Here is a 16,329-nt window from a genome sequence, read left to right as displayed (position 1 = left end):
CCCTCCAAGCAGCCTTCCGGGAAAAAGTACACCGTTAAGACTGCGGGTGCAGGTGGCCGTCGGCCAGGCCGTCGAGGCCCAGCCTGATCAGCGCCTGCCCCAGCGTCGAGGTCTCGCGGATGGCGTCTTCGAGCACGGCCAGCTGCCGGAAGGCGTCGCCGTACGCCTTCTGCTCCTCCAGCGACAGTCGCGGCAGCCGGGTGCGGCGCACGTCGAACCTGCTGGAGCCGGTGGTCGCCCGGCCGCCGGCGGCCCGCAGGAAGCCCGCCAGGAAGTCGGGGTCGAGCCGGCGCGCGTCCACCCGGTAGAGCGTCAGGTGGGGCCCCAGCACCGCGCCGCCGTCGGCCATCACGCGCACGCTGGAGTAGGAGGCCACCACGTCGCCCGGGTGGATCGCGATCAGGCCCTGCTGCATGACGGTGGAGCCGGACGGCGGCGCGCCGTTGAGCACGTCGTCGGACGTCAGCACGGGCACCTCGCCGCCGTCCGCGGCCATCTTGGGCGGGGCCTGCGAGGTGGTCACCAGACCTTCCTTGATCAGGTCGCCCAGCGTGGTCGCGGGCTGGTCGAGCGGCTGCTCCAGGACCTTCAGGTCGGGCGGCGCCGAGGCGGCGGCCATGAAGCGGTCGCGGGCCTCGGCGTACGCCTTGCCGACGTCGTCGCGCCGCTGGTGGCGGGCCGGGGTCATGTCGACCTCGTCGGCCAGCAGGTCGATGATGCGTACGGTCTGGTCGGAACGCTCTTCCAGGTACGCCTCCCACGCCGGCTCGACGCTCGCCAGGTCGGCCGCGGCGTCGAGGATCAGCACGTCCGACGGCGGCCGCTCGCCCGCCGCCGGCCGGCGCAGCAGCCAGAGGTCCGACCCCGGCAGCGCGACGACGGCGCGCAGGGCGCCCGCGCGCAGCAGGTTGGCCCGGATGCGGCGGCCCGCCTTGCGGCTGGCGGCGGCCGGCGGCATGAGGATGGCGACCAGGCCGCGCGGCTTGACGTGGGTGAGGCAGTGCTGCACCCAGGCCAGCTCCGGCTCGCCGCGCGGCGGCAGGCCGTACTCCCAGCGCGGGTCGCCGGTCAGCTCCTCGTAGCCCCAGGCCCGCTCGTTGAACGGCGGATCGCACACCACCGCGTCGGCCCGCTCCCCGGCGAACCCGTCGTCGCGCATCGAGTCACCGGCCACGACGTCGGCCTCGATGCCGCGCAGCCGGAGCCTGGAGGCGGTGATGGCCGCCGAGGTCTCGCTGAGCTCCTGCCCGAGCATCCTGGTCGCCCCCGGCTCCGCCTGGGCGGGCTGGTCGTGGGTGGGGGCGAGGAGCAGCGTGCCGACTCCGCAGGCCGGGTCGAGGATCGTCGAGCCGCCCGGCCTCACCAGCCTGACCATGAGCCCGGCCACGTCCTCGCGGGTCACGGAGAGCTGCCGTGAGTGCGCTTCGAGATAGCGCTCGCAGAGGAACTCGTACGCGGTCAGCGCGCCGAGTCGCTCGCCCAGCTCCAGGACGAGCTCCGCCAGCTCCGGCTCCAGCCCGCTCTCCACGTCATCGACCGGCTCGCCGTCGCCGTCGGCCCGCGCCACGCCCGGAGTGTCATCCGCTTCGGCGGGGCGGGAAGCGGCGGCGTCCGAAGCGCTCGTGTGGCGGGTCAGCAGGGTTCCTGCCTGGGCGACCAGCTCGCCCAAGCGCAAATCGCCCGCGGCTTTCAGGCGCTGCCACACCCGATCACCCAGGGAGACCTGGTAGGACTTCCCATAGCGACGTAGCCAGGACTCGACCTGCCGTAGCGAGAAGAGCGGCTGATTGGCGGTGCCGCCGATGGGATCGGGGAAGTCGTCGTGGCGACGGCGCCAGTTGCTCACCGCGGCACGCCCGACACCGGCGAGCCGGGCGATGTCCCCGGCGTTCACGGTCGGGTCGTGGCTCATGGTGCCCAGAGTAGTTCACAAGAGTCTTCAGCGCATCTGCTTGTGAAGTCTTTCAACCAATGATTTACTGCTGGGTATGAAGCACAACATCCGCTATGCCGCCGGATCAGACGTGGGCCGCCGCAGGGAGCAGAACGAGGATTCCGGCTATGCGAGTAGCCGGCTGCTCGTGGTGGCCGACGGGATGGGTGGACACGCGGCCGGCGAGCTGGCCAGCTCGGCGGCCATCGCCGTCATGCGCGAGCTGGATGCCACGCTTCCCGAGACGGGCTCGGACCTCGAGGCGTCCCTGGAGGGCGCCGTGCACGAGGCGGCACGCAGGCTGGTCGAGCTGGCCGACATCGACCCCGCGCGCAGGGGGATGGGGACCACGGTGACCGCCATGCTGTGGGACGGCTACCGGTTCGCCCTGGCTCATCTCGGTGACTCCCGCGGATATCTGCTTCGCGACGGCGCTCTCTACCAGATGACCAAGGATCACACACTTGTGCAGTCGATGGTGGACGAAGGGCGGATAACCGAGGATCAGGCCGCGGTGCATCCCCGTCGTTCGATGGTGCTGCGGGTGCTGGGCAGCGAGGGCAGGGCCGAGCCTGACATGGCGCTGCGCGAAGCCGAGCCTGATGACCGTTACCTCCTCTGCTCCGACGGTCTCACGACCGTACTGGGTCCCGAGGTTCTGCACGAGGTCCTGACCACGGTGGCAGACCCGGGCGCGGCCGTCCAGCGGTTGATCGATCTGGCCAACGAGGGCGGCTCGCCGGACAACGTGACCGTGATCGTGGCCGACGTGGTCGCGCCGGGCGCGGGCGAGGTGGCGGTTTATCGCGTCGGCGCCGGGGCCTGACAGGAGTAGTAGTCAGTCTCACCTGCCTCACCAGTCACAAAACCGAAATTTTGGCTAATAGCACGACACTTTCCGAGTGAATCGCGCACATTCGCGATGGCGCTACTACAGTCCATCGTGATTTATCGGTTTTCTGGGAGGAGTCGCCCTGGACCCGATCGCGGACGAGCTGCTGAAGACGGTGCGGCAGGAACTCGGCTACAAGGAGAAGAGCGGCCAGCTCACCAAGTTCGGCCAGTGGTATGCGGATCGCGTCCAAGACACCCAGTACCGCAACGGGCCTTGGTGCGACATGTTCATCGCCTGGGCCGCGGACAAGTCCGAGCTCAGCCAATTCGTGGGCGAGTTCGCCTGGACGCCCTCCCATGCCGCCTGGTTCATGAAACAGGGGGCGTGGACGCAGAAGCCCGAGCCGGGAGCGCTGGTCTTCTTCGACTGGAAGGGCGGCAAGAGCTACAAGGGCATCGACCACGTGGGGATCGTGGAGAAGGTCAGCGGGAAGAAGATCCACACGATCGAGGCGAACGTGGACCGGATCTGGCTCAAGCGCAAGACGCGGGAGACGGACAAGGTCGTCGGTTACGGCATCCCGCGTCTGGTCAAGGCCAACGCCGACAAGCTCGGCGAGATCCGCTCGACCGAGCGGCCCTTCGTGCCGGCGCCGCGGGTGGAGACCGGGCAGGGGTCGCCTTTGGACGTCTTAGGCACGCCGCCCGCGTTGCTGACCGCGATGGTGCTCATGACCGTCGTCCTCTCCCTCCGCATCACCGGCCGCCGCCGCGGCACCCACCGCCGCCTCTCCTGGCCCTGGAACGCGCCAACCACCCCGCCCCGCGACGCCTCTGAGGTTCAGGAGGCGCCTCGGCGCGAGAAGGGCGCTGCTCGCAACCGCGTCTCGGCCCGCGACAAGCCCCCGGTGGGGGATCGGGCCCATTCCCGGGACGGCGCCCCTGCCCGCGAACGGGTGACGGCCCGCGCCAAGGCGTCGCCCTCGGAGAACGCGCAGACCAAGCCACACGCCGCCCCGGCACCGACCGGCCGCGCCGCCAGGACGCGCGTCTCAGCCGCCGCGACCTCCGGGCGCCCGACCTCGACAAGACGCAAGCCATACGAGACCGGCTAGCCCACACGCTGCGCCCGGGCACGCGTCGCGCCGTCCCCCTCACGGTTGTTCGCCCGTGGCGGCGTCGCTCGGCGATGGGCGCGGGTGGCGTCAGGTGGTGAGGTCGATGACGACCTTGACGTCGTGGGCGCGTTCGAAGGCGTCCAGGGCGTGGGACAGCGGGACCCGTCGCGTGATCAGCCGTTCGAGCCACCCGACGTCGGCCTTGGCCAGCGAATCGGCGGCGTCCCTGTAGTGCCGCAGGTTCGCGTTCACGGAGCCGAAGACCACGTCGTTCTCCAGGACGATGTCCCGGTTGATGAGCCCCGCGTCCACCCGATGCGTGCGCCCCCCGGGAGAGAGCCCGGCCAGGCAGACGATCCCCGCGGCGGCCGTGCCGATCATGGCGTCGATGACGAGCGTCCCGGCCCCCGTGCACTCGATGATGACGTCGGGCTTGACCCCGTCGAGCTCCCGCAGCGACGACCCCGGATGGTAGGTCCCGCCCAGATCCTCCACGAGCCGCGGCTTGAGCCCTGAGGTCGACCGGTCGAGCACGTGCACCGACAGCCCCCGCTGCCGTCCCATCAGCGCCGCCAGCAGCCCCACGGGCCCGGCCCCCGTGACCAGCAGCGTGTGGGGCTCGAACCAGGACCGCGCCCCGATCCGCTCGATCTGCTCCCACGCCTTGGCGACCACCGACGCGGGCTCGACCAGCATGCCGACGCTCTCCAGCGACGGGTCCAGGCGCACGGCGTAGCCGCCCTCGACCGTCCAGCGCTCCGAGCAGTACCCGTCGAGCTGCTTGATGCCCCGTTCGGTGTATTCGCCGTTGCGGCACATGTCGAACTCGCCCCGCTTGCAGGCCCCGCAGGGCACGGGGTCGGGCCGCCGTACCACCCCGGCCACCAGGTCGCCGGGGGAGAACGCGGACCCGTCGGGCACCTCCAGCACCCGGCCCAGCGACTCGTGCCCGAGGACCATGCGCTCCCTGCCGGGCGGCGGCCAGCCGTAGTCGGCCGTGACCAACTCCCTGTCGGTCCCGCAGACCCCCAGCGCCAGCCCCTGGACCAGCAGCTCGCCCTTGCCCGGCACGGGATCCGGGACCTCTTCGACGGCGAGCGTCCCCTTCTTGCCCGGCGCGAACGTCAGTGCACGCATGCGGTGTCACCCCCCTGGCCGGGCCCCTACCCCGGAAGCCGGAGGCAAATAGTAGGACGTCCTAGTACCACTTAATAGGACGTCCTAGTATCTTCGGAAGGGAGAGCCTCACGAAGGAGTGAACAGGCGTGCACGTCCCGGTACACCCAGTCCGTTTTGTGACCGCCGCGGCCCTGTTCGACGGCCATGACGCGGCGATCAACATCATGCGGCGCATCCTCCAGTCACAGGGGGCCGAGGTCATCCACCTCGGGCACAACCGCTCCGTGGACGAGATCGTCACGGCCGCCATCCAGGAGGACGTCCAGGGCGTGGCGATCAGCTCGTACCAGGGCGGCCACGTGGAGTTCTTCACGTACCTGGTGGAGCTGCTGCGCGAGCGCGGAGCCGGGCACGTCAAGGTGTACGGCGGCGGCGGGGGAGTGATCGTCCCCGAGGAGATCGAGCTGCTGCACTCGCGCGGCGTCACCCGCATCTTCTCGCCCGAGGACGGCCAGCGGTACGGGCTGCCCGGGATGATCAATAAGCTCGTCGAGGAGTGCGACGTCGAGCTGGACGGCTCCCCGTCGGTCGAGGCCGTGGTGTCGGGCGACCACGCGGCGCTGGCCCGCGCGATCACGCTGCTGGAGTCGGGCCGCGCCCCGGAAGAGCTGGTCGAGGGCTTGAGAGCCGCCGGGGCGGAGAAGCGCGCCCCCGTGCTCGGCATCACCGGTACGGGCGGCTCCGGCAAGTCCTCGCTCACCGACGAGCTGGTCCGCAGGTTCCGCGTGGACAACGACGACAAGCTGCGCATCGCGATCGTCGCCATCGACCCCACCCGCCGGCGCGGCGGCGGCGCGCTGCTCGGCGACCGCATCAGGATGAACAGCCTGAGCCCCCAGACCTACTTCCGCTCCCTGGCCACCAGGGGCGCCGCCAACGAGGTGCCCGCCTGCCTCGACGAGGTGATCAACGCCTGCCGGGCCGCGGGCTACGACCTGGTGATCGTGGAGACGCCCGGCATCGGCCAGGGCGACGCCGGGATCGTCCCGCACGTGGACGTGCCGATCTACGTGATGACGCCCGAGTTCGGGGCGGCCTCGCAGCTGGAGAAGATCGACATGCTGGACTTCGCCGAGGCCGTGGCGATCAACAAGTACGAGCGGCGCGGCGCGGAGGACGCCCTGCGCGACGTGCGCCGCCAGCTCGTACGCAACCGCGAGGCGTTCGGCGCCAGGCCGGAGGAGATGCCGGTCTTCGGCACCATCGCGGCCCGCTACAACGACGCCGGGGTCACGGCCCTCTACCAGCACCTCAAGCCTCTCCTGCTGAGCGAGTCGGGGGCGGGGCTGCTGCCGAAGGTGTCCGGGCGCACCTCGCAGGCGTCCGCCGCCATCGTGCCCCCGGCCCGAGTCCGCTACCTGGCCGACATCGCCGAGGCCGTGCGCGCGTACCACGCCGAGACGCTCGCCCAGGCCGAGGTCGCCCGCCGCCGCCAGCAACTGGCCGCCGTGCGCTCCCTCCTGGAGGACTCCCGCCTGGAGGAGCTGGAGGCGCAGGCGGACCGGGAGCTGAGCGACGAGAGCCGGGCCCTGCTGGACGCCTGGCCAGCCGTCAAGGAGCGCTACACCGCCGACGAGCTGGTGGTGAAGGTGCGCGACCGCGAGATTCACACCCCGCTGTGGCGCGAGACCCTGTCCGGCAACCGCGTCCCGCGCGTCGCCCTGCCCCGCTACAGCGACCACGGCGACCTGCTGAGGTTCCTGCGCGGTGAGAACCTGCCCGGGTCGTTCCCCTTCACCGCCGGGGTGTTCCCGTTCAAGCGCGACGACGAGGACCCCACCAGGATGTTCGCCGGTGAGGGAGACCCGTTCCGCACCAACAGGCGCTTCAAGCTGCTGTCCGAGGGCCAGCCCGCGACCAGGCTGTCCACGGCCTTCGACTCGGTGACGCTCTACGGCCACGACCCGGACCCGCGGCCCGACATCTACGGAAAGGTCGGCACCTCGGGCGTCTCGATCGCGACGCTCGACGACATGAAGGTGCTCTACGACGGGTTCGACCTGGCGGCGCCGAACACGTCCGTGTCCATGACGATCAACGGCCCCGCGCCCACGATCCTGGCCTACTACCTCAACACCGCCGTCGACCAGGCCCTCGACCGCTTCCAGGCCGAGCACGGGCGCGCGCCGTCGGCCGCGGAGGCCGCCGAGCTGCGCGCCCGCACGCTGGCCACGGTCAGGGGCACGGTGCAGGCCGACATCCTCAAGGAGGACCAGGGCCAGAACACCTGCATCTTCTCCACCGAGTTCTCGCTGCGGATGATGGCCGACATCCAGGAGTGGTTCATCAGGAACGGCGTGCGCAACTTCTACTCGGTCTCGATCTCCGGCTACCACATCGCCGAGGCCGGGGCCAACCCGATCAGCCAGCTCGCCTTCACGCTGGCCAACGGCTTCACGTACGTGGAGGCGTACCTGGCCAGGGGCATGAAGATCGACGATTTCGCCCCGAACCTGTCGTTCTTCTTCTCCAACGGCATGGACCCCGAGTACAGCGTGCTCGGGCGCGTGGCTCGCCGCATCTGGGCGGTGGCCATGAGGGAGCGGTACGGCGCCGGGGAGCGGTCGCAGAAGCTGAAGTACCACATCCAGACCTCGGGCCGCTCGCTGCACGCCCAGGAGATGAACTTCAACGACATCCGCACCACCCTCCAGGCCCTGATCGCCGTCTACGACAACTGCAACAGCCTGCACACCAACGCCTTCGACGAGGCCGTGACCACCCCGTCGGCCGACTCGGTGCGCAGGGCCATGGCCATCCAGCTCATCATCAACCGCGAATGGGGCCTGGCCAGGAACGAGAACCCGCTGCAGGGGTCGTTCATCATCGAGGAGCTGACGGACCTCGTGGAGGAGGCCGTGCTCGCCGAGTTCGAACGGCTGTCCGACCGGGGCGGCGTGCTGGGCGCGATGGAGACCGGCTACCAGCGCGGCAAGATCCAGGACGAGTCCATGCTGTACGAGATGCGCAAGCACGACGGCTCGCTGCCGATCATCGGGGTGAACACGTTCCGCAACGGCTCGGACGAGCCACCGGCGCACAAGCTGGAGCTGGCCAGGGGCACCGAGGACGAGAAGCGCTCGCAGCTCGACCGGCTGCGCGCCTTCCACGAGCGCAACCGCTCCGAGGCCCCGGCGCAACTCGCCCGGTTGCGCGAGGTGGCGATGTCGGACGGGAACGCGTTCGAGGTGCTGATGGACGCGGCCCGCGTCTGCTCGCTCGGCCAGATCACGGAGGCGTTGTTCGAGGCCGGTGGCCAGTACCGCCGCAACGTCTGACCCCGCGCGCGGGTGATGAGGGGGCTCGGGAGCGGCGCGGATAGGATCACGGGTCGGGGAACATCGCTATCCAGGAGGCTTTCATGTCCGACGTCACTTTCAAGGGCTCGCCCATCGCCGTTGGCGGCACCTTCCCGAAGCCCGGCGACAGCGCGCCCGCGTTCGCGCTGGTGGGCGGCGACCTGGCCGAGCATTCGCTGGAGGAGTACGGCCAGAAGACCAAGGTGCTCAACATCTTCCCGAGCGTCGACACCGGCGTCTGCGCGGCCTCGGTGCGGCGCTTCAACGAGGTGGCCGCCGAGCACCCCGACGTGGCCGTGCTCTGCATCTCCGCCGACCTGCCCTTCGCCCAGAAGCGCTTCTGCGGCGCCGAGGGGCTCGACAACGTGACCACGCTGTCGCTCATGCGGGGCCGTGAGTTCCTGACCGACTACGGCGTGGCTCAGGAGTCGGGGCCGCTGGCGGGGCTGGCCGCGCGCGCGGTGGTCGTGCTCGACGGTGACAACAAGGTGGTCTACTCCGAGCTGGTGCCGGAGATCGCCCAGGAGCCCGACTACGACGCCGCGCTGACGGCGCTCAAGTAGGGCTCAAGGAGGGCTCAAGTAGTCCGAGCAGCGAGCCGGGGGTCCACGTCGACGTGGACCCCCGGCTTCAGTCCTTCCTGCCCACGCCGCACAGGATCAGCGACGACTCGGGCCCGTCGACGAAGTCGATCATGTCGGCCTGGTCGGGACGCCATTCCGGCAGCCAGACGAGGCCCGGGTCGACCAGCTCGAACCCCTCGAAGAGCTCCGCGATCCGCTCCCGGCTCCTGAGCGTGAGCGGGGCGTTGGTGCCCCGGTAGACCTCGGTGATCGTCTCCACGGCCGCGGCGCGGGCGTCGCTGGTGCCGTGGGACATGACCAGGTAGCTGCCGGGGGCCATGGCGTCGCGCAGGCTCGCCACGACCTCACGAGGGTGGTCGGCGTCGCAGATGTAGTGCATGGTCGCCGTCAGCAGCACGCCGACCGGGCGGGCGAAGTCGATCGCCGCCATCACCTCCGGATTCCTCAGGATCCCCTCGGGCTTGCGCAGGTCGCCCTCGACCGCCGTCGTGTCGCCCTGCCCGGCCAGCAGCGCCCTGGCGTGCACCAGCACCACGGGATCCCGGTCGACGTAGACCACCCTGGCCCCCGGGGTGATCTTCCTGGCCACCTCGTGCACGTTGTCCTGGCCGGGCAGCCCCGTGCCGATGTCGAGGAACTGCGCGATCCCGGACTCGGAGAGGTACCGCACGGCACGCCCGAGGAACGCCCGGTTCGCCCGGACGGCCGCCCGTAACTCCGGAGCCGCCCCGAGCACCTTCTCCGCCGCCGCCCGATCGGCAGGGAAGTGGTCCTTGCCGCCCAGGAAGTAGTCGTAGAGACGGGCGACGTTGGGAGTGTGCGGATCGAAGGCTGGCGACTCTCGCTCCAACCGTCATTCCCCCGATCAAGAGTTAACGATCTTCGACCTGGATTCTACGGATCTATACCGACATTCACTGCCGAATACCCGTCGATCTAGGCTGATGTTGTGGACGACACCGGCATGCCCGTGAAGATTCCCGAGACCGTGCGGCGGATCGTGTCCCTGGTGCCCTCGCTGACCGAGTCGGTGGCGGCGACCGTGCCGGAGGCGTTGGTCGGGGCGACCGACTGGTGCTCCCACCCGGCCGACCTGGACGTGACCAGGGTCAAGGGCACCAAGAACCCCGACCTCGACACGATCAGGAGCCTCGCGCCCGACGTGGTCCTCGCCAACGCCGAGGAGAACCGTGCGCCCGACATCGAAGCTCTGCGCGAGTCGGGCATCCCGGTCTGGGTGACGAGGATCGAGACCCTCGATCAGGCTTTCGCGTCGCTGGACCGCATGTTCCGGGAGGCGTGCCGTACCGGACGTCCCGGGTGGCTGGACGCGGCGGAGGAGGCGTGGCGCGCGCCCGCGGAAGGGGCGCGGCGGACGGCCGTCGTCCCGATCTGGCGGCGGCCGTGGATGGTGGTGGGGCGCGACACGTTCACCGGGGACGTGCTCAGGCGCCTCGGCGTGGACAACCTCTACGCCGGCCACGCGGAGCGCTACCCGAAGATCCCCCTGCCCGAGCTGGTCGAGCGGCGGCCCGACCTGGTGGTGCTGCCGGACGAGCCGTACGCGTTCTCGGGGACGGACGGCCCCGAGTGCTTCCCCGGGCTCACCTGCGCGCTGGTCAGCGGGCGGCTGCTCACCTGGTACGGCCCCTCGCTCGTGGAGGCGTCCGCCCTGCTGCGCGAGGCCCTCGGCTGACCGGGGACGGGGCTCACCGCGTCCGTACGCGTCCGGCGGCCAGGGCGGAGTCCACGGAGGCGGGGGAGAGCACGTGCTCCATGACGATCACCGCCATCCCCACGATCCCGGCCCGGTCCTCGAGCGAGGTGGGCACGATCTCCAGGTTCCTGGTCGTGTACGGCAGGCTGCGCTGATAGACGATCTCCCTGATCCCCGTCAGGTAGTGCTCCCTGGTCTCCGCCATGTCCCCGGCCAGCACCAGCACGCCCGGGTTGAGCAGGCTGACCGCGGTGGCCAGCACGAGCCCCAGCGTGCGGCCCGCCTCCTGGGTGACGGCGATGGCCGTCGGATCGCCCGCCTGCACCAGGCGCACGACGTCACGGCTGGAGACCTGGCCCAGGTCGGTGGCGAGGGCGTGGCCGCTGGCCAGCGAGGCCACGCAGCCGCGGGAGCCGCACGTGCAGACCCGGTTGTCGTGCTCGTTCAGCCGCACGTGCCCGATGTTGCCGGCGGCCTCCTCGACGCCCCGGTAGATCTGGCCGTCGAGCACGATCCCGGTGCCGATCCCGGTCGACACCTTGATGAGGATGAGCGAGTCCGTGTCGCGCCACGACGACCACCACTCGCCCAGCGCCATCGCGTTGGCGTCGTTCTCGACCAGGATGGGCACGTCGTAGGTCTCCCCGATCGCCTCGCCCACGGGATAGCCGTCCCAGCCGGGCATCAGGAACGACCTGATCATCCGGCCGGTGGTGTGGTCCACGGAGCCGGGCAGGTCCAGCCCGATGCCGCACACGTCGCTCGCGGGCCGCCCGGCCCGGTCGAGCAGCCGCTGGAACGCCTGCCGCACCCACGACAGGACCGCCTCGGGACCGAGCTCGATGCGCATCTCGGCGCGCTCCTCGGCCAGGGGGTTGGCGGCCAGGTCGGTGAGCGCGACGCCGGCGTGGGTGGCGCCCAGATCGGCCACCAGCATCAGGCGCCTGCCGGCGTCCACGTCGAGCACCGAGGGCGGCCGCCCGCCCCCGGAGGCCCCGACGCCGGACTCGTGGATGTACCCGGAGTCGATGAGCCGGTCGACCCGGTCGGTGATCGTCGACCGGGACAGACCGGTGTACTCGATCAGTTCCTTGCGCGTCCGGCAGGTGCCATTGCGGATGAGCTGGAGGATCTGCCCTGCCGTCAGCATGATCTATCCCTTCTCTGCTCCTGCCGTGAGGCCCTCCGTCAGCAGTCGCTCACTGGCGAAGAACACGATCACGATGGGCAGCGTGAGCACCACCGAACCTGCCATCAGGACCGTCGTGGGGATCTCTATGCTCCCCGCCAGCTGCGAGAGGCCCAGGGACACCGTCCAGCTCTCCCGCTTCTCCACGAGGAAGAGCAGGGCGAACAGGAACTCGTTCCACGCGATCATGAACGCGTAGAGGCCGGTCGCCATCAGCGCGGGCTTGGACAGCGGCAGCACCACGCGCCAGATGGTCGAAAGCCTCGTGCACCCGTCGATCGCGGCCGCTTCCTCCACGCTTTGCGGCACGGTCTCGAAGTAGTTGCGGAGCATGTATACCGTGACGGGCACGGTTTGCGCGATATACACGAGGATCAGTCCGAAAAGCGATCCGCGCAGCCCGAGCATCGTGAAGAGCACGAAGAGGGGGATGGCCAGCACGATCGCCGGGAACATGTACACCGCCAGGAAGAGGAAGTGCACCTGCCGCCGCCCGAAGAAGCGCAGCCGCGCGACCGCGTACGCGCCCGGGATCGAGATCAGCAGCGTGGCCGCCACCGAGGCGAGCGCGACGATCGCGCTGTTCTTCAGGAAGCTCAGGAAGCCCTGCCGGGTCAGCACGTCCACGTACGTGTCCAGGGTGAAGCCGCGCGGCCAGAGCGAGCCCGGATCCAGGATCAGCTCCTGGATGTCGCGCACGGACAGCATCACCATGTAGAGGAACGGGAACGCGGTGGCCGCGAAGAGGGCCAGGATCACCAGCGGCTTCAGCACCCGGAGGAGCCCCCGCTCGAACCTATCTCTGCTCACCTTCACCCCCGCCGAAGAACCGCAGGTAGACAGCCAGGAACACGACCAGGAAGACCGCCAGCACGATCGCCTGCGCGGCCGAGGCGCCGATGTCGTCGCGGGCGGTCAGGAAGTTGTAGACCCGCACGCTGACCACCTCGGTCCCGGCCCCGCCGCCGGTCAGCAGATAGACGTCGTCGAACTTGGTGAACGTGAACACGAACCGCAGCACCGACAGCAGCGCGATGATCCGCCAGAGCTGCGGCATGATCACGTATCGGAACCGCTGGGTCGGCGTGGCCCCGTCGACGACCGCGGCCTCGTCCAGCTCCGCGGGCAGCGCCTGCAGCCTGGCCAGGATGAACAGGAACGCGAACGGGAAATACCGCCACGCCTCGAACGCGATTACCGTGAACAGCGCCACCGGCACCTGCACGCCCAGCAGCTCGCCCCTGGCCTGGCTGAGGAACGCGATCGGCTCGCGGAGCCAGGTGTTGACGATGCCGTACTGGGGGTTGAGCATCGTCTCCCACAGGAACGCCACGGCCACGACCGGCGCCACGTAAGGGATCAGGATGGAGGCCCTGACCAGGGTCCGCCCCCTGAACCTGTCACGCAGCGCCAGCGCGGCCACCAGGCCGATCGCGATCGACAGCGCGGTGCCCGCGACGGTGTAGACGAGCGTGTTGACCAGGGACGACCAGAAGCCGGGCTCGGAGACCACGTACGAGAAGTTCTCCAGCGTGTAGTGGCCGAAGACGCCCGCCCGCCGGATGTTGATCAGCCGCGCGTCCTGGAACGCCAGCATGATCGCCCACGCCAGCGGCAGCACCACCACGACCAGCGTGATGACGAGCGTCGGCGAGATGAGCGCCAGCCCCGCCCGCCCCTCCTGCTGCCGCAGAGTGGGGGTCACTGGCGGATCCCGCGCTTGATCGTCTCCACGTCGGCCTTGGCCTGGGCGGCGGCGGCCTGCGGGGTCAGGGAGCCGTCCACGACCCCGCTGAGCGCCTTGGGCACGGGCAACTCGCCCATGGTGGCGCCGACCAGCTTGCCCTGCCCCTGCGGGATCCCCCAGCGGGCGAAGGTGTCCGGGCTCCTGCGCAGGGCGTCGAGCACGTCGGCCGGGTAGATGCCGGCCAGCGGCTTCTTGGTGTCGACCCCGGCGGGCAGCTTGTTCCACGTGTCCTCGAAGCCCTTGCGGGTCGGGAACTTGCCCTCGGGCGCCATGCCGATCCAGCGCTCGTAACCCTCGTTCATCATGTAGGAGACGAACTTTGCGGAGGGGTCCTTGGCGGCGTCACGGGTGACCGCCCACGAGACGATCTCGCCGTACTGCGCGGGCGCGCTCCCGTCAGGCCCCTTCAGCGCCGTGACCACGCCGGTGTTCCGGGCCAGCCAGTCAGGGTCGGCGCGGCACTCCCGGCAGCTCGGCAGCGCGTCCTTGCGCAGCCCGGCCAGCTCGTCGAGGATGAACGACGACCAGATCGTCATGGCCGCCTTGCCGGCGAAGTAGGTGGCCCGGGTGGAGTCGACGTCCTGCTTGCCCTTGACGGAGTAGTCCTTGGCGAGCCTGCCGTAGAACTCGAACGCCTTCACGCACTGCGGCGAGTCAAGGGTGACGTTTCCGGAGTCGCCGACGAGCTGGCACCCGTTGGCCAGCGCGACGTGCTCGAAGCTCTGCGCGGTGAACGAGTCCTTCGGCGCGATCGCCAGCGTGATGCCCGCGACCCCACCCGTGTTGAGCTTGGCCGCGGCCGCCTCCAGCCGCTCGTACGTGTCGGGCGGCTGCAGCCCGGCCTGCTCGAACAGGTCCTTGCGGTAGAGGATCAGCTGGGCCCACCCGTCGCTCGGCACCGCGAGCAGCTTCCCGCCCGAGCTGTCGAGCTCCAGGGCCCGCGGCGAGAAGGAGTCCCGGCCGAGCTGGTCGACGACCTTGCCCGGCGTCTCGGTGTCGAGCAGGTCGTTGGCCTCCAGCTCGCGCACCGCCGCCAGCGGCAGCGCGCCGATCACGTCCGGCAGGTCGCCGGCCGCGGCGGCGGCCGTCACGGCCTGGCTGAACTGGTCCTCGGCCATGGCGACCAGCTTCACCTGGATCCCGGTCTTCTTGGTGAAGTCGGCGGCGATCCGGCTCTGCACGGCCATCCGGTCGTTGAGGTTCTCTTCGGTCCAGACGGTGATCTGGTTTCCGGCGGACGACTCGCCACCGTCGCCGCACGCCGCCAGCGAAGCGGCCGTCAGCAGCGCGACGGAGAGGACGGCGGTTACCTTCTTCGGCATGGCACGCTCCTCCGATTCGGGGATATGCCGCCCTTACCCTCGTCATGACCTTGGCAACGTTCGGTAGTCGATAACGAGACCGGTCTGTACCCACTCCGTGCCTACAACGCCTAGAAGTGGATCTTTGTCGCAAAAGATCTACTTTCGGGTATTTCGGTCATCCGGAGGTCACCGCACTTGCTAGAAAGCCCAGGTGTGCGGCCAGGTGGGCATTGTCGGTAAGGTCGCTTTCCGGAAGACACGCTGGCAGAAACCCCAATTTCACCAGCCGCCCCCGGCGGAAGTCGTAGACTTAAGAGTGTTACGAGCGCAACTATCGTATGCAAACAAGTACTAAAGCTTTGACTTTTGTTTGATCATTGAGCGTAAGTGTGGGGAATGCGCGTCATCACGTTCGAGCAGCCAGGCCGTGTCCGCGTCAGCCTGGAATCGCCATCCGAGCTTGCGCCGGGTTCCGTACGAGTCCGTACGATCTACTCCGGCGTCTCGGCAGGCACGGAGCTCACCGCCTATCGCGGCACAAATCCATATCTCAACCGCCAGTGGGACACTGAGCGCCGGCTCTTCGTCGACGGCCAGACACACGCCTACCCGCTGACCGGCTGGGGCTACCAGGAGGTCGGCGAGGTCGTGGAGGCCGCGCCCGACGTCGCGGACCCGCCGGTGGGCAGCCTGGTGTGGGGCATCTGGGGCCATCGCGCCGAGGCCGTCGTGTCGGCCGAGAAGCTGGTCGGGCACGTGCTGCCGCCGGGCGCCGACCCGCTCACCGGCGTGTTCGCCCGGGTCGGGGCCATCGCGCTCAACGCCGTGCACGCCGCAGACGTGCATCTCGGCGATCAGATCGCGATCTTCGGCCAGGGCGTCATCGGGCTGCTCGCCACCCGCCTGGCCGTGCTGAGCGGAGCCCGGGTGGTCGCGGCCGACGCCATCCCCGACCGGCTGGAGCTGGCCAGGAAGTTCGGCGCGTCCGAGGTGTTCGACGTGCGCGCCGGGTCGGTGGCCGAGCTCATGCGCAAGCGCGTCGAGGGCGCCGACACCGTCATCGAGCTGAGCGGCACCCACCAGGGCCTGCACGAGGCCATCAGGACCGTGCGCAAGGGCGGCCGGGTCGTGGCCGCCGGCTTCTACCAGGGCGACGGCGTCGGGCTGCGGCTGGGCGAGGAGTTCCACCACAACCAGGTCCAGCTCGTCTCCTCCCAGATCGGCGGCGTGGCCTCGTGGCTGGCCCACCGGTGGGACGTCGAGCGCCTGCAGCGCACGTTCATGGCGCTCGTGCACGAGGGCCAGATCGAGGTCGGCGAGCTGATCAGCCACGTCGTCCCCGTCGAGAGGGCCGCCGAGGCCTTCGACCTGATCGACAAGCACCAGTCCGAGGTGCTCCAGCTCGTCTTCACCTTCGAGGAGTGA

At 69.8% G+C, this 16,329-nt stretch carries 13 protein-coding genes; 6 read left to right on the top strand and 7 right to left on the bottom strand.

The annotated features are described in order from the left end of the window. Positions 1-34: 34 nt before the first annotated feature. The gene (locus tag ACIBQ1_RS13465; RefSeq protein WP_397277189.1) at positions 35-1,912 is read right to left on the bottom strand and encodes an N-6 DNA methylase; all 1,878 of its coding nucleotides are present in this window, start codon (positions 1,910-1,912) and stop codon (positions 35-37) included. Positions 1,913-1,988: 76 nt separating this feature from the next. Between ACIBQ1_RS13465 and ACIBQ1_RS13460 the strand changes: the two genes are divergently transcribed. Next, a complete protein-coding gene (locus tag ACIBQ1_RS13460; protein WP_397277187.1) occupies positions 1,989-2,759 on the top strand; it encodes a PP2C family protein-serine/threonine phosphatase in 771 nt (256 codons plus the stop codon). Positions 2,760-2,940: 181 nt separating this feature from the next. After that, positions 2,941-3,882 carry a CHAP domain-containing protein gene (locus tag ACIBQ1_RS13455; RefSeq protein WP_397277185.1) on the top strand — a complete coding sequence of 314 codons (942 nt, stop codon included), beginning with the start codon at positions 2,941-2,943 and terminating at the stop codon, positions 3,880-3,882. A gap of 90 nt (positions 3,883-3,972) precedes the next feature. Here the strand turns inward: ACIBQ1_RS13455 and ACIBQ1_RS13450 are convergent, their stop codons facing one another. Next, positions 3,973-5,022 (bottom strand): glucose 1-dehydrogenase, encoded by a 1,050-nt coding sequence (locus ACIBQ1_RS13450; RefSeq protein ID WP_397277183.1) that lies wholly within the window; start codon positions 5,020-5,022, stop codon positions 3,973-3,975. Positions 5,023-5,150: 128 nt separating this feature from the next. Between ACIBQ1_RS13450 and icmF the strand changes: the two genes are divergently transcribed. Both icmF and tpx read left to right on the top strand, forming a co-directional pair. After that, a complete protein-coding gene (gene icmF, locus ACIBQ1_RS13445) occupies positions 5,151-8,342 on the top strand; it encodes a fused isobutyryl-CoA mutase/GTPase IcmF (protein ID WP_397277182.1) in 3,192 nt (1,063 codons plus the stop codon). 83 nt (positions 8,343-8,425) lie between these two features. After that, positions 8,426-8,926, top strand: coding sequence for a thiol peroxidase (gene tpx, locus ACIBQ1_RS13440; RefSeq protein ID WP_397277180.1), 501 nt, complete (start codon positions 8,426-8,428; stop codon positions 8,924-8,926). 67 nt (positions 8,927-8,993) lie between these two features. On the opposite strand, the gene ACIBQ1_RS13435 is transcribed toward tpx, so the two are convergent. Next, on the bottom strand, positions 8,994-9,797 hold the full coding sequence (locus ACIBQ1_RS13435; protein ID WP_397277178.1) for an SAM-dependent methyltransferase: 804 nt from the start codon (positions 9,795-9,797) through the stop codon (positions 8,994-8,996). 114 nt (positions 9,798-9,911) lie between these two features. Here ACIBQ1_RS13435 and ACIBQ1_RS13430 point away from each other — a divergent pair, with 114 nt between their 5' ends. Continuing rightward, entirely contained in the window at positions 9,912-10,643 is a 732-nt protein-coding gene (locus ACIBQ1_RS13430; protein WP_397277669.1) for a helical backbone metal receptor, read from the top strand. A gap of 13 nt (positions 10,644-10,656) precedes the next feature. On the opposite strand, the gene ACIBQ1_RS13425 is transcribed toward ACIBQ1_RS13430, so the two are convergent. The 4 genes from ACIBQ1_RS13425 to ACIBQ1_RS13410 are packed head-to-tail and all read right to left on the bottom strand — an operon-like array spanning position 10,657 to position 14,922. Further along, positions 10,657-11,814, bottom strand: a complete 1,158-nt coding sequence (locus ACIBQ1_RS13425; protein ID WP_397277177.1) for an ROK family protein — start codon at positions 11,812-11,814, stop codon at positions 10,657-10,659. 3 nt (positions 11,815-11,817) lie between these two features. After that, the gene (locus tag ACIBQ1_RS13420; protein WP_397277175.1) at positions 11,818-12,663 is read right to left on the bottom strand and encodes a carbohydrate ABC transporter permease; all 846 of its coding nucleotides are present in this window, start codon (positions 12,661-12,663) and stop codon (positions 11,818-11,820) included. Then, entirely contained in the window at positions 12,650-13,558 is a 909-nt protein-coding gene (locus ACIBQ1_RS13415) for a carbohydrate ABC transporter permease (protein ID WP_397277173.1), read from the bottom strand. Before ACIBQ1_RS13415 ends, ACIBQ1_RS13420 begins: the two co-directional genes overlap by 14 nt. Continuing rightward, positions 13,555-14,922: an ABC transporter substrate-binding protein gene (locus tag ACIBQ1_RS13410; protein WP_397277172.1), complete on the bottom strand. Its 1,368-nt coding sequence runs from the start codon at positions 14,920-14,922 to the stop codon at positions 13,555-13,557. Before ACIBQ1_RS13410 ends, ACIBQ1_RS13415 begins: the two co-directional genes overlap by 4 nt. A 378-nt stretch (positions 14,923-15,300) precedes the next feature. On the opposite strand from ACIBQ1_RS13410, the gene ACIBQ1_RS13405 reads away from it, so the two are divergent. Beyond that, entirely contained in the window at positions 15,301-16,329 is a 1,029-nt protein-coding gene (locus ACIBQ1_RS13405; RefSeq protein ID WP_397277170.1) for a zinc-binding alcohol dehydrogenase, read from the top strand.

Source organism: Nonomuraea sp. NPDC050153, assembly GCF_044460125.1.
In the GTDB taxonomy this organism is placed as follows: Bacteria; Actinomycetota; Actinomycetes; order Streptosporangiales; family Streptosporangiaceae; genus Nonomuraea.
Note: the sequence above shows the minus strand (reverse complement) of the source record. Positions and strands in the feature narration are given on the sequence as shown.

Bases quoted from the DNA above. Each gene is read 5' to 3' on its own strand.
- ACIBQ1_RS13465 (WP_397277189.1), bottom strand. From the start codon at position 1,912: ATGAGCCACGACCCGACCGTGAACGCCGGGGACATCGCCCGGCTCGCC.
- ACIBQ1_RS13450 (WP_397277183.1), bottom strand. From the start codon at position 5,022: ATGCGTGCACTGACGTTCGCGCCGGGCAAGAAGGGGACGCTCGCCGTC.
- ACIBQ1_RS13460 (WP_397277187.1), top strand. From the start codon at position 1,989: ATGAAGCACAACATCCGCTATGCCGCCGGATCAGACGTGGGCCGCCGC.
- ACIBQ1_RS13425 (WP_397277177.1), bottom strand. From the start codon at position 11,814: ATGCTGACGGCAGGGCAGATCCTCCAGCTCATCCGCAATGGCACCTGC.
- ACIBQ1_RS13430 (WP_397277669.1), top strand. From the start codon at position 9,912: ATGCCCGTGAAGATTCCCGAGACCGTGCGGCGGATCGTGTCCCTGGTG.
- tpx (WP_397277180.1), top strand. From the start codon at position 8,426: ATGTCCGACGTCACTTTCAAGGGCTCGCCCATCGCCGTTGGCGGCACC.
- ACIBQ1_RS13410 (WP_397277172.1), bottom strand. From the start codon at position 14,922: ATGCCGAAGAAGGTAACCGCCGTCCTCTCCGTCGCGCTGCTGACGGCC.
- ACIBQ1_RS13405 (WP_397277170.1), top strand. From the start codon at position 15,301: ATGCGCGTCATCACGTTCGAGCAGCCAGGCCGTGTCCGCGTCAGCCTG.